Source organism: Nonomuraea sp. NPDC002799, from assembly GCF_053592075.1.
Map to the genome: position 1 here is coordinate 67,251 of NZ_JBSFVA010000031.1, position 12,844 is coordinate 80,094.

A 12,844-nucleotide genomic window follows, 5' to 3' on the forward strand; every position below is an offset into this window, starting at 1 on the left:
GATCAGCCGGCCGGCGGCACGGAGTATCCCTTGGCCAGGTCGGACACGGCCGCTTCCTTGAAGATCGTCGCGCCGCCGACCGCGTTCTTGTCCGGCTTGACGATGTAGGAGGAGCGCGAGGCGGGCTGGTCGTAGACGCTGAAGTCCATGGGCGTCCCGCCCAGCCCGGCCTCCCACGCCTTCTGCCCCCGGTGGGCCGCGACGATGCCCTCCCGGCTGAGGTCCTTGGCCTCGCACGCCTTGCGCAGCGCGTCGCCGACGATGATGGCCGCGGTCCAGCCGGCCGCGACGCCGCTGTCCAGGGGCTGGCCGGCGTACTTGGCCTGGTAGTCGGTGATGAGCTTCTGGTAGGCGGGCAGCGGCGCGCTGATGGGCGCGCCCGCGGTCACGTAGTAGAAGTCCTTCAGCAGCGCGGGCGCCGCCGGGGTCGCCAGCAGTTGCGGGCTGTAGGCGGAGTTGCTGCCCACGAAGGGCACGTCCATGCCGCCCGCCAGGGCGACGCCCACCAGCGAGGCGGCCTGGCGCGGGCCGACCGAGACCAGCACGGCCTTGACCCCCGCCTTCTTGAACGCCGCCACCTGGGCGGTCATGTCCTGGTCCGTCGCCTTGATCTTCTGCTCGACCAGGGAGAGCCCGAGCTTGTCCGAGGCGTACTTGGACCCGGCGAGTGCGCTCTCGCCATAGTCGCCCTCGAAGTACAGGTGACCGATCTTGTCGCCGGCCTTGATGCCCTTCTCCTTCGTCAGGAACTCGACGCCGTTGACCATGTCGACGTCATACGTGGTGCCGGTGACCTGGATGGCCTCGCTGCCGAGCAGGCCGGTCGCCCACGCCATGGGCAGGGTGAGGATCTTGTCGGCGGTGATCTTCTCCTTCAGCGCGGTCACCATCGGCGAGCCGATGAACTGCGGGATCGCGGCCGTCTTCGGCGCGACCTCGGCGTAGGAGGCCATCGCCTTCTGCGCGTCGTAGCCGTGGTCGCGCACGATGGTCTCGATCTTCCGCCCGCAGATGCCGCCCGCCTGGTTGATCTGCTCGAAGTAGAGCTGCTGCGCCTGGGTGAGGCTCTTGCCGAGCGAGGCGTAGGGGCCGGTCAGGTCGGTGAGGAGGCTGAGGCCGATCGTGTCGGCGGTCACGCCGGGGCCGGTCTTGACGCCGTCGCCGGCGGCGGTGGCGGGCGCCGAGGCGGCGCCACCGGTGGCCTTGTCGCTGGCACAGGCGGTGGCGGCCAGCCCCAGCGCCACGAGCGCGGCCAGGGCGGCCGTGCGGTTACGGGACATGTGAGCTCCTGGTGTCGGGGGACGGAGTGGGTGACAGGGACAAGCGGAGGCCGGACAACCGCCGGCGAAGCGAACGGAGCAGGCCCAGCAGGCCGCCCGGGAGGAAGAGCACGACGGTGACCACGACCGCGCCGTACAGGATGCGGGCGGCCTCGGACGGGGAGACGCCGGCCGAGCCCGGCGCGGCCACCAGCGGGATGGCGTCGCTGTAGCGGGTGAGCAGGTGCGGCAGCAGCGAGACGACGACGGCGCCGATCACCGCGCCGCCCACGGACCCGAGCCCGCCGATCACGATCATCGCGAGGTAGTCGAGGGAGAGCAGGATGCCGAAGTAGTCCGGCACGGTCCGCTGGAAGACCAGGGCGAGCAGCACGCCCGCGAGGCCGCCGTACATGGACGACAACACGAACACGCCGGCCCGGTAGCGGGTGACGGGCACGCCCATCACCCCGGCCGCGATCTCGTGGTCGCGGATGGTGTTCATGGCCCGCCCCGGACGGCCGCGCAGCACCCCGCGGGCGAACAGCGCCGCCCCGAGCAGCACCAGCCCGCCCAGGAACCAGAGCCGCTCCAGCACCCCGAACGGCACGTTCGCGATGACCAGTTCGGGCGCGTCGGCGAAGGTGAGACCGAAGATCTCCATGGCCGGCACGGCCCGGCCGTTGAACCCGCCCGTCACCGGCTCGGCGTTGAACAGCAGGTGCTGGCCGCCGAAGATGAGCGCCAGCGTGGCGATGCCCAGATAGGCGCCCTTGAGCCGGCCGGCGATCGGGCTGAACAACCCGCCCGCCGCCCCGGCGACCACGACGGCGAGCACCGCGGCCAGCGGGGTGGGCAGACCCAGGCCGCCCAGGGTGCGGGTGGGCTCGGCGGCGAAGTACACGTAGGCGTAGGCGCCCACGGCCAGGAAGAACGCGTGCCCCATCGAGAGTTGCCCGGTGGCGCCGGTCAGCAGGTTGATGCCGATCGCGCCGATCGCGGCCGACATGGCGAACAGGCCGGCCTGCAGCCAGAAGCCCTCCAGGTAGAAGGGGACGGCCACGAAGACGAGCAGGACGGCGGACAGGCCGATGATCTTAGACACGGGCCAGCTCCTTGGTCCCGAACAGGCCCGCGGGCCGCAGCAGCAGGACCACGATCATGATCAGGAACGGCGCGACGTCGCCGATCCCTCTGCCCAGGAAGGACAGGTCGTTCTGGTAGCCGGTCATCAGCGCCTCGGTGACGCCCACGATCAGGCCGCCGACCAGGGCGCCCGTGGTGGAGTCGAGGCCGCCGAGTATGGCGGCGGGAAAGGCCTTGAGCGCGGCCAGGGAGGAGCTGCGGTCCAGGCCCGGCGTGGGGAAGACGCACAGGAACAGCGCGGCCACCGCCGCCAGGGCGCCGGCCACCGCCCAGGCGCTGAGCGAGATGCGGCCCAGCCGCACCCCCATGAGGGCGGCGGTCTCGGGGTCCTCGGCGGTGGCCCGCATCGCCACCCCCCAGCCGGTGAACTTGAACGCCAGCAGGAAGGCCCCGATCAGCACGCCGGCGGTGACCAGCGCGACGATCCTGGTCTCGGCGATCGTGATCCCCCCGATGTGCAGCACGCGCGACTCCCACGGGTCGCCCATGGCCAGCACCTCGGTGCCGATCCGCCGGGTGAGCTCGGTGGTCAGCACGATGTCCACGCCGATGGTCACGATGGCCAGCACGCTGTGCGAGCCCGCCTTGGACCGGCGGATCACCAGGAACTCCACCAGCGCGCCGATGATCGCGGCCGCGGCGATGCCGATCAGCAGGGCGAGCCAGAAGCCGACGTACGGGTGCAGCCGCGCCACCACGTAGCCGCCGGCCAGCAGCAGCGAGGCGTGCGCGAAGTTGACCACCTCCGTCGCCTTGAAGATGACGACGAAGCCGAGCGCGATCAGCGCGTAGACGGCCCCGATGGAGATCCCGTTGACGAGAAGCTCCAGGAACGTGATCACACAACCTCCTCTGTGCCCAGGTACGCGCCGATGACCTTGGGGTCGTTCTGCACCTCGGCGGGCGGGCCGTCGGCGATGCGGCGGCCGAAGTCGAGGACGGTGACCCGGTCGGCCAGCCGCATGACCATGCCCATGTCGTGCTCGACCAGGAGGATGGAGATCCCCAGGCTCTCCTTGACCGACACGATCAGCTCGGCCATCTCCACCCGCTCGCCGCTGTTCATCCCGGCGACCGGCTCGTCGAGCAGGAGCAGCCGGGGCTCCATCGCCAGCGCCCTGGCCAGCTCCACCCGCTTCTGCACGCCGTACGGGAGGAGGCCGACCGGCGTGGCCAGCAGGCCGGCGATCCCGACGAACTCGGCGATCTCCGCCACCCTGGCGGTGTGGGCGCGCTCCTCGCGGCGGGCGCGTGGCAGGCCGAGCCCGGCCGACACGAAGCCGGCGCGGGTGAGCCGGTGACGGCTCAGCAGCAGGTTGTCCCGCACCGGCAGGCGGGGCGAGAGCGCGATGTTCTGGAAGGTGCGCGCGACGCCGAGCGCCGCCACCTGGTGCGGGCGCAGGGCGGTGAGCTCGTCCCGGCCGAACCGCACGCTGCCCGAGGTGGCTTTGTAGACCCCGGACAACACGTTGAAGCAGGTGGACTTGCCGGCTCCGTTGGGCCCGATGATCGCGTGCACCGTGCCGGGCTCGACCGTGAAGCTGACGCCGTCGAGCGCGGTCAGGCCCGCGAAGCGGACCGTCACGTCGCGGGCCTCCAGCACGGGCGTACCGTCCAGTTGGTATGTCGTGGTCACGCGGACCACCTCGACAACCCGGCCCTGGCCTCCAGGGCCGGGGTCTCCTCGCCGACGCCCAGGTAACGGCGCCTGACCTCGTCGCTGTCCGCGAGCGTGGCCGCGGGCCCCTCCAGCGTGACCGAGCCGACCTCGAGCACGTACGCGTAGGAGGCCAGCGACAGCGCCGTGGCGACGTTCTGCTCGACGAGGAGCACCGAGGTGCCCGCCTCGTTGATCGTCTTGATCGTCGCGGCGATCCTGGCCGCCATCTGCGGCGCCAGGCCGAGCGTCGGCTCGTCGAGCAGCAGGACCGACGGCTCGGCCATCAGCGCCCTGCCGATGGCCAGCATCTGCTGCTCGCCGCCCGACAGCAGCCCCGCACGCTGGTGGGCCCGCTCGGCCAGGACCGGGAACAACTCGCGTACCCGCCCTCTGGCCCGGCTCGCGGCCCGGCGCGGGGTGCCCAGGCCACCCGCGCGCAGGTTCTCCTCCACCGTCATGCGGGCGAACACGCGGCGGCCCTCGGGCACGTGCGTGACGCCCCGCCGGACCACGGTGGCGGCGGGCACCCCGTCGACGCGCGCGCCGTCGAGGCCGATCGTGCCCCTGGCCACCCGGCCGCGCTGGAATCGGAGCGTTCCCGACACGGCACGCAGCAGTGTCGTCTTGCCCGCGCCGTTCGCGCCGAGCACGGCGACGACCGAGCCGGACGGAACGCGCATGGAGACCCCGTCCAGAGCCCGGACGGGACCGTAGTCCACTACGAGATCGTCGACTGTCAGCTCCGCCATTCGATGTCCTCACAAGACCCCATGTCGGCTCACCCAAACCGCTGACGTGCACCGTCGTCCAGATGCCACGGTGAAATCAGGCGCGCTGCCCACCGCGGCCCGGGGCTTGTTGTGCAGCCGCACAACGGCAGATCACAAAACGCTACAGAGCCTTGTTCTAGAGCGGGCGCGGATGACAGCCTCGAGGGATGCGTCCCCCTACCGTCGTGGACGAGGACGTCCGCCAGACGTTGCGCACCGCCGCCCAGGCCCTGCTCGAACGCCTGCCCGAGCTCACGGACGAACTGGTCAGCCGGACGCGTGGCAGCGACATGGTCTACTGCTCCTGCGTCCCCTACGACGAGCACTGGAAGAGCACCCTCGAAGGCATGCGCCTGGGCCTCACCGCGATCCTGCAGAAGCCCTCGGAGCGGCGCGACCTGGCCTTCACCGCGGCCATGGCGCAGCGCCGGGGCGAGCAGGGAGTGCCGCTGGACTCCCTGTTACGCATGTACCGCCTGGCCGGCCAGGTCACCTGGTCGGCGATCGTGGAGCACATGGAGCGCGAGCGCCCCGACAGCCTGGCCGTCCTGGTCCGCGCGGCCAGCCACGTGTGGCACGCGATCGACCGGCAGTCCATGGTGGCCTGCGACATCTACAGCAGGCGCGAGCAGGAGATACTCGGCCGCAGCCAGGAGCGGGTCAACGCCCTCCTGGACGCGCTGCTCGACGGCACCGCCGACACCGGGATCGTGCGGGCCGCCGCCGCGGCGCTCGACCTGGCCGAACGGGGCCGCTACGCCGTCGTCACCGTGCGCTTCCCCCGCTTCCGCCACCACCAGGACGTGCGGCTGCCCGCGACCCTGGGCGCCATGCGGCTGCTGTGGCGGATGCGCCCCGGGCACGAGGTCGCCGTGGTCGCGCTCGGCCAGGCCACGCTGGACGAGTTGTGCCAGGAGCTCAGCCTCATCGTCAGCGGCGTGGCGGGCGTGAGCCCGGTCGTGGACGGCCTGGACCAGATGCGGACCGCACACGACCTCGCCTCCCTGGCCATGCGGACCTGCGTGGACGGCGGACCGGAGATCGCCCGGCTGGACGAGCGGGTCCCGGCGGTGCTGATGATCAGTCAGCCCGACGTCACCGGCCACCTCGTGGACGGCGCGCTCGGGCGGCTGCTCGCGCTCGACCCCGCCGACCGGGACACCCTGCTGACGACGCTGGAGACGTGGCTCGCCTGCGACGGCTCGGCCGCCAGGGCCGCGGGACGGCTGTTCTGCCACCGCAACACGATCATCAACCGGGTCCGCAGGATCGAGCAGCTCACCGGGCGCTCACTCGCGCGGCCCCGGGACATCGTGGACCTGGCACTGGCACTGGAAGCGGTGCGCCTGCTGCGCAGCGAGCGCTAGCCCCGCGCTAGGCGAACCAGTTGGCGCCCAGTTCCTGGATGGTCTTGCTGCCCTTGGGCACCAGCAGCGCTTCGCTCAGCACCTGCATGACGTTCTTGGGCGCGTTGAGCAGGCCGAACAGGAAGAACGAGCCACCGTCCGCCGTACGGAAACCGAAGACCGCGCTGTGTTCGGCGAACGAGGCGTACAGTCCCTTGTGCACCTGGGGGAACGCCTTGCGGCTGTAGCTGTTCTTGGCCAGGCGGTAGCCGGAATCGCCCTCCTTTTTCTCGTCGTTCCAGAAGTTCAGGTACTCCTGCGCGACCGGGCGCGCCATGGCGTTGTCCATGTCGGTGATGTAGCCGTCGGCGTCGAGCTTCGGCTTGGGCATCTTCTGGCCCCAGTGGATCGGGGTCACGACGGCCAGCCTGAAGGGCTTCCCTGGGGCCCGGAAGAACGCGAGCACGTGCGGGCGGGCATAACCCTTGACGTCCTTGTAGGTCGCCTGCGCGATGAACCAGTCACCGATCGACGGCTGCTGCTCCGGCCTGGGCAGGTAGATCGCCGGGGTGCCGGTCAGGTTGATCGGCTTGTGCCCCGGCGGCCACTTGAAGGACTCGTGGTTGCCTTCGACCACGGCCTCGTACAGCGCCGCCTCGGTGAACAGCGCGTCGACCCGGGCGTCCGAATTCCACCACTTGGACCTCTTGAGCGTCGCGTTGTACTTGCCCACCCACGTCCGCACAGCCTGCTTGGCCTGCGCACTGGTCAGGGCCGCCCTGGACGCGGAGGGGGTGGGGGCGGCGCTCGTGGGCGGCGCGGTGGGGGCCGGCGAAGGCGGCGGTGAGGTGGCCTGTGACGGGGCCGGCGTGGGCGTGGGCGCGTCGGCGGGCAGCGCGAAGGTCCCGGGGATCACACCGCAGCCGGACAGGCTCAAGACGAGAGCCGCGATCGGCAACTTTCCGCGCACCGGCATCGTCCCCCAAGGCCGACCGAGCATTGACATGACCGAAAGAGAACATATCGGACAACCGACTGGGGTCACGAAAGCGGGCGACGCACATCCGCACCGCCGACGGATAGTTTTGTCTTGACAAAAATAATTGTCCTTGAGAAGCTTCCGGTATGTGGGAAGTGGCGGTGATCGAGGACGCGGCGACGGCGGGAATCACGCTGGACCCGATTCGGGCGCGGCTGCTGGCCGAGCTGATCCAGCCCGGCTCGGCGAGCAGCCTGGCGGCCCGGGTCGGGCAACCCCGGCAGAAGGTGAACTACCACCTGCGGGAGCTGGAGCGGCACGGCCTGATCGAGCTGGTCGAGGAGCGGCGCAAGGGCAACATGACCGAGCGGGTGCTCCAGGCGACGGCGTCGTCGTACGTCATCTCGCCGGCGGCGCTCGCCGCGGTCGAGCCGGACCCGGCGCGGTCGCCGGACCGGCTCTCGGCGCGCTGGCTGCTGGCGGTGGGCGCGCGGCTGGTGCGCGACGTCGGCACGCTCATCACCGGGGCGACCAAGGCCGGCAAGCGGGTGGCGACCTACGCGCTCGACGGGGAGGTGCGGTTCGCCACGGCGGCCGACCGTGCCGCCTTCGCGGAGGAGCTCACCAACGCGGTGACCGGGCTGGTCGCCAAATACCACGACGAGAAGGCGGCCGGCGGCCGGGCCTACCGGGTCATCCTGGCCGTCCACCCGTCCATCCCGCAGCCCGCGAGCGACGACACCAAGCCGTCCGCCAACGAGAGGAAAGAGTCCTGACGTGGGTCACCACTGGGAGCAGCGCGACGAGGCGACGGTCGGAGCGAGCGTCGAGGAGGTGTGGGAGGCCATCGCCACCGGCCCGGGGCTCGACTCGTGGTTCATGGGCCGCAACGAGGTGGACCCCGGCCCGGACGGCGCGGTCCGCACGTCGATGGGATCGTTCACCATGGACTCCGCCGTCACCGGGTGGGAGCCGCCGCACCGGTTCGCGCACCGCGGCACCGATGGCCCGGACGGCCGGTTCATCGCCTACGAGTACATCATCGAGGGCCGCGACCAGGGCAGCACCGTGGTGCGGCTGGTGTCGAACGGCTTCCTGCCCGGCGACGACTGGGAGACCGAATTCGAGGCCATGAGCCTCGGCGGGGCGATGTACTTCGCGACGCTCGTGGCCTACCTCGACCACTTCGCCGGCCGGGCCGGGCACTCGATCAACGTGTCGGGACCGCCCGTGACCGACTGGCCGGCCACCTGGTCCGGACTGCACCGGGCCCTGGGCCTGACCGACTCGCCCCGGGTCGGAGACCCGGCCCGGATCACCGTGCCCGGGCTGCCGGCCATCGAGGGAGTCGTCGACTTCGTCAACGCGCAGGCCCTCGGCATCCGGGCGCCCGACGCGCTCTACCGCTTCATCCAGGGCTACTTCGGCTCGATCGTCCTGGGGCACCACTTTTTCCGGCAAGACGACACCGACACCGCGCAAGCATGGCGAGCCTGGCTCGACGGCCTGCCCGCCTGACCCCTGAGGAGTTCTGACATGGGAAGCATCAAATCCGGCCTGTTCGTCTCGCTCGACGGCGTGACCGAGGCCCCGGACACGTGGCACTTCGGCTACTTCAACGACGAGATGGGCGGCGCGGTCGGCGCGCTCATGGGCGGCAACGACGCCATGCTGCTCGGCCGCCGCACCTACGACGAGTTCGCGGGCTACTGGCCCAACGCGGACGCCGACGACCCGATGACCAAGCAGATGAACGGCACCCAGAAGTACGTGGTGTCCAACACGCTGACCCAGGCCACCTGGGAGAACACCACCGTGCTCGGCGGCGCCGACGTGTACGACCGGTTACGTGCGCTGAAGGCCGAGCAGAACCTGGGCATCACCGGCAGCGGGACGCTGGTGCGATCGTTGCTGGCGGAGGGACTGATCGACGAGCTGCACCTGCTGGTGCACCCCGTCGTGCTCGGCACCGGCCAGCGGGTGTTCGAGGGCTCGGCCAAGGTCCCGCTGAAGCTGGTGGGCTCGACGACGTTCAGCACGGGCGTGCTGCACCTGATCTACACGAACGAGTAACGACGAGGACGCGAGCGCGCGCCGGGAGGTCACGGCGCGCGCTTCCGCACGTGCGGACCAGCACACCGCCGGCCGTTGACCTGCGGGGGGTTCCCTTCGAGTGTGCGAGAAACGTCATGCTAACGCGGCCCGTCAGTCCCCGCGTTCGTGCGCGTTCGTGCCCGCGTTCGTGCCCGCGTTCGTGCCCGCGTTCGTGCCCGCGTTCGCGCTCGTGCCCGCGCTTCCGGTCATGGCCTGCATGCCGGAGCCCCCGCTCGCGGCGAGCCCGCGCACCCGCTCAGGAGCGTCCAGCTCGGAGAACAGCGCCGTGGCGGTCCGGGCGTGCTCGGCGGAGCGGGCGCTGTGGCCCAGGTCGCGGTGGGCGTAGGCGAGATTGCGGTGCGCGCGGGCCTGCTCCATCCGGTTGCCGAGGTCCGTCGCCAGCGCGAGCGCGTCCAGAAAGTAGACCAGTGCCTGCCGGCCTTGTCCGGCCACCCGGGCGACCTCGCCGATCCAGTTGAGCGTCTCGGCCTCCAGGACGCGCTCGCCGGTGCTGCGGCTGAGGTCGAGCGCCTGGTGCAGGCTCTCCAGCGCGTGTTCGTGGTGCCCCATCCGCCCCTGGACGAATCCCAGATGGGCTGTCGCGGCCACCTCACCCGCCCGGTTGCCGATCTCGCGCTGGATGGCGAGGGCCCGCTCCAGATGTTCCAGGCCGCGTTCCGGCGCGCCGAGCCGGCCGTACACGTAGCCGAGCCCGTCCAGGGCGTGACCTTCGGTGGCCCGGTCTCCGACGTTCCGGCTGACGGCGAGCGCCTGCGTGAGCGGTTCGATCGCCTGCCGGTAGTGGCCCCAGCGCCAGTACGCGACCGCGAGGTTGTTCAGCGCGATGCCCTCACCGACCTGGTTGCCCGCCTGCCGCTGCAGGTCCAGTGCCTGCCTGCTCTCTTCGACGGCCCGGGCGCAGAGGCCCTGCCGCAGGTGGATGGCACTGAGCGCGGTCCGGGCGTAGGCTTCGCTGACCCCGTCGCCGATCTGGTGGGTGATCTGGAGGGCTGACTCCAGATAGCGGATCGCCTCCGGATAGCGGCCCAGCCGCCAGTACCCGGCGCCCAGGTAGATCAGGATTCCCGCTTCGCCCGGCAGATCGCCGACCTGACGGCTGAGGTCGACCGACTGGCTCAGGTAGGCGATCGCCTCCTCGTAGCGGCCCAGCCGCCAGTGCACGGTGCCCAGCCGGCCGCGCGCCCGCGCCTCCCCCGCCGGATCCCGGCCGCGGGTCGCCTCCAGGGCCAGGGTGTGCAGGTGCAGCGCGTCGGTGTAATGACCGTGCTCGTCCAGGTAGCGCCAGAGAAACGTCGACAGATGACCGACGTGATCCGGCCAGTCGCCCCGTGCCGCGAGGCCCGCGCATCTGAGCAGGGTGGGCAGCTCGGTCCGCAACCATCGGACCGCGGCGCCGGCGTCGGCGAAGGGCGCCGGCAGCGTCGCCGGCGGGGGCATCCGGGGACGGCGGATCTTCTCGTGCGGGGCGATCACGTCCATGGCGGCCGCGACGGTGCACGTGTAGTGGTCCAGCACGCGCGTCTGGGCGGCCCGCCGCTCCGCCGCGGACATCTCCCCGTCCACGATCTCGGCGGCGTGGGAGCGGAGAAGATCGTGCAGCTGATAGCGGCCCGGTGCGGGCTCGCCGATCATGCTGGCCTGCAGCAGCCCGTCCAGGGCCCGTCTGGCCTCCTCCAGCCCGGCCGCAGCCAGCGCGGCGGCCGCCGGCGCGTCGAACTGACCTCCCGGGTGCAGGCTGAGCAGGGCGAACAGGCGGCGCTGAGCCTTGGGCAGCCGGTCGGATGACAAGCTGAGCGCGGCGGCCACACTGCGTCCCCCGGCGGTGAGCTCGGTCACCAGAAGGTGCCCGGCGTGTAATCGCCTGGCCAGATCGGTCAGGGCGGCCGCGGGCCGCCCACGGCAGCGGGCGCCGACGATCCTGATCGCCAGCGGCAGCCCGTCGCACAACTCGACGACGGTCTGGGCGAGGTCGCCGGCCGCCGGGTCCTCGGGCGGGTGGCCGGTGACGCGGGAGAACAGCATGAGCGCGTCGCCGGTGGACAGGGTGTTGAGGGTGAGCTGGTGCGCGTCGTCCAGTCCGGTGAGCAGGCGGCGGCTGGTCACCATCACCAGGCAGTCGGCGCTGCCGGGCAGCAGGGGCCGGATCTGTGGTTCGTCGGCGGCGTTGTCCAGCACGATCAGGACGCGCCGGCGGGACAGGACGCTGCGCCACATCGCGGAACGTTCATCGAGATCCTGCGGAATCTGCCCGCCGGGGATGCCGAAGGCCCGCAGCAGGCGGTCCAGCGCCGCGCCCGGCGCCACCGGTGTCACGCCGTGGGTGAAGCCGTGCAGATCCACGAAGATCTGCCCGTCCGGATAGGACCGTGTCATCCGGTGTGCGGCGTGGACGGCCAGCGTGGTCTTGCCGATGCCGGCCATCCCGTCGATGGCGGTGATCACCACGGTGGCGGGGCGGAGATCGGACACCAGGGTCAGGAGCCGGTCCAGCTCGGTCGTACGACCGGTGAAGCTGGTCAGGTCGGCCGGCAGTTGCGCCGGGTGCTCGGGCAGGGAGCCGGACGCCGGCGCCGGGACGCGGTGCGGTGCGGGTCCGGCCCGCAGGAGGGCCAGGTGCAGGTTCACCAGGGACGCCGGCGGGTCCAGGCCGAACTCGTCGCGGAGGTCGCGGCGGAACCGCTGGTAGACGTGCAGGGCTTCGGCGGTGCGGCCACCGTGGTGCAGGGCCCGCATGAGCGCGCCGATCAGGCGGGGGCGGCGGGGATGCTCGCTGCCGGCGGCCAGCGCCTCTTCGAGCAGTCCCTGCTCGTGGCCCAGGCGGAGTCGCGCGTCGATGCGGTCCTCAAGGGCGTTCAGCCGTGACTCTTCCAGGTCCGCGCACAACCGCGCCCGCACGTCGTCGGAGGCCGTGCCGGCCATGGCCGGGCCACGCCACAGCGCCAGCGCCTGGCCGAGCAGCACGACTCGATCCTGATCGTGGCTGTGGTGCGCCCGGCCGATCAGGTCGCGGAAGCGGTGCACGTCGATGCGGGCCGGATCGCAGCGCAACAGGTAGGCCGACCCCTGACGTTGCAGGCTCACCGCGCCGCCGCCGGCCTGAGCGCGGGCCAGCATCGTCCGCAGCGAGCTGATGCAGGTGTGGACGATGCCGCGCGCGGACGACGGCGGAGCACCCTGCCACAACAGGTCGACCAGCCGCTCGGTCGTCACCGGCTTGTTGACCTCCAGCGCCAGCGCCGCGAGGACGAAGCGTTGCCGCCGCACCCCGAGGTCGATCGGGTGACCGTCGACGAGGGCCTGGACAGGTCCGAGCAGAAGAAGCTCCACCAGAGCCTCCGAGAGGAATCGCGCTCAAGGCCACCAGCGTGGCAAGCCGCTGGAAGAAAGTACATAGATCCATTGACAGGGGTTGTTGCCATCATGTGTTAGCCGCGGACAACCCGCGCGCCGACCCTCCGGTCCAGTTTCGTGATCACTGTGCGGTGACCCCGCCGCAGTCCCTTCCGTGATCGCTGAGCGGTGACCCCACCGCAGGTCCTCAGGTCCTGCGCACCCTTCCGGGAGAGGCC

At 71.3% G+C, this 12,844-nt stretch carries 11 protein-coding genes; 4 read left to right on the top strand and 7 right to left on the bottom strand.

Translation table 11 applies throughout. The features are described from left to right. Positions 1-2 precede the first annotated feature (2 nt). From ACWD0F_RS39080 to ACWD0F_RS39100, 5 genes are read right to left on the bottom strand one after another with little or no spacing between them, the layout of a single operon-like run. Positions 3-1,280 carry an ABC transporter substrate-binding protein gene (locus ACWD0F_RS39080; RefSeq protein WP_449885626.1) on the bottom strand — a complete coding sequence of 426 codons (1,278 nt, stop codon included), beginning with the start codon at positions 1,278-1,280 and terminating at the stop codon, positions 3-5. Continuing rightward, a complete protein-coding gene (locus ACWD0F_RS39085) occupies positions 1,270-2,364 on the bottom strand; it encodes a branched-chain amino acid ABC transporter permease (protein ID WP_449885629.1) in 1,095 nt (364 codons plus the stop codon). Before ACWD0F_RS39085 ends, ACWD0F_RS39080 begins: the two co-directional genes overlap by 11 nt. After that, on the bottom strand, positions 2,357-3,247 hold the full coding sequence (locus ACWD0F_RS39090) for a branched-chain amino acid ABC transporter permease (RefSeq protein WP_449885632.1): 891 nt from the start codon (positions 3,245-3,247) through the stop codon (positions 2,357-2,359). The genes ACWD0F_RS39085 and ACWD0F_RS39090 overlap by 8 nt, the downstream gene beginning before the upstream one ends. After that, complete coding sequence (locus tag ACWD0F_RS39095) at positions 3,244-4,041, bottom strand: ABC transporter ATP-binding protein (protein ID WP_449885635.1); 798 nt, start codon at positions 4,039-4,041, stop codon at positions 3,244-3,246. The genes ACWD0F_RS39090 and ACWD0F_RS39095 overlap by 4 nt, the downstream gene beginning before the upstream one ends. After that, positions 4,038-4,814: an ABC transporter ATP-binding protein gene (locus ACWD0F_RS39100; RefSeq protein WP_449885638.1), complete on the bottom strand. Its 777-nt coding sequence runs from the start codon at positions 4,812-4,814 to the stop codon at positions 4,038-4,040. The genes ACWD0F_RS39095 and ACWD0F_RS39100 overlap by 4 nt, the downstream gene beginning before the upstream one ends. A 188-nt stretch (positions 4,815-5,002) precedes the next feature. Between ACWD0F_RS39100 and ACWD0F_RS39105 the strand changes: the two genes are divergently transcribed. Continuing rightward, positions 5,003-6,202, top strand: coding sequence for a PucR family transcriptional regulator (locus ACWD0F_RS39105; protein ID WP_449885640.1), 1,200 nt, complete (start codon positions 5,003-5,005; stop codon positions 6,200-6,202). A 7-nt stretch (positions 6,203-6,209) separates the two neighbouring features. Here ACWD0F_RS39105 and ACWD0F_RS39110 read toward each other — a convergent pair whose 3' ends face one another. Then, complete coding sequence (locus tag ACWD0F_RS39110; protein WP_449885643.1) at positions 6,210-7,151, bottom strand: hypothetical protein; 942 nt, start codon at positions 7,149-7,151, stop codon at positions 6,210-6,212. A gap of 155 nt (positions 7,152-7,306) precedes the next feature. Here ACWD0F_RS39110 and ACWD0F_RS39115 point away from each other — a divergent pair, with 155 nt between their 5' ends. From ACWD0F_RS39115 to ACWD0F_RS39125, 3 genes are read left to right on the top strand one after another with little or no spacing between them, the layout of a single operon-like run. Next, entirely contained in the window at positions 7,307-7,936 is a 630-nt protein-coding gene (locus ACWD0F_RS39115) for a winged helix-turn-helix domain-containing protein (RefSeq protein WP_449885646.1), read from the top strand. Between the two features lies 1 nt (position 7,937). After that, positions 7,938-8,678 carry an SRPBCC family protein gene (locus ACWD0F_RS39120; protein WP_449885649.1) on the top strand — a complete coding sequence of 247 codons (741 nt, stop codon included), beginning with the start codon at positions 7,938-7,940 and terminating at the stop codon, positions 8,676-8,678. 18 nt (positions 8,679-8,696) lie between these two features. Continuing rightward, positions 8,697-9,233 carry a dihydrofolate reductase family protein gene (locus ACWD0F_RS39125; protein WP_449885651.1) on the top strand — a complete coding sequence of 179 codons (537 nt, stop codon included), beginning with the start codon at positions 8,697-8,699 and terminating at the stop codon, positions 9,231-9,233. A gap of 132 nt (positions 9,234-9,365) precedes the next feature. Here ACWD0F_RS39125 and ACWD0F_RS39130 read toward each other — a convergent pair whose 3' ends face one another. Then, positions 9,366-12,602 (bottom strand): tetratricopeptide repeat protein, encoded by a 3,237-nt coding sequence (locus ACWD0F_RS39130; RefSeq protein ID WP_449885653.1) that lies wholly within the window; start codon positions 12,600-12,602, stop codon positions 9,366-9,368. Positions 12,603-12,844 lie beyond the last annotated feature (242 nt).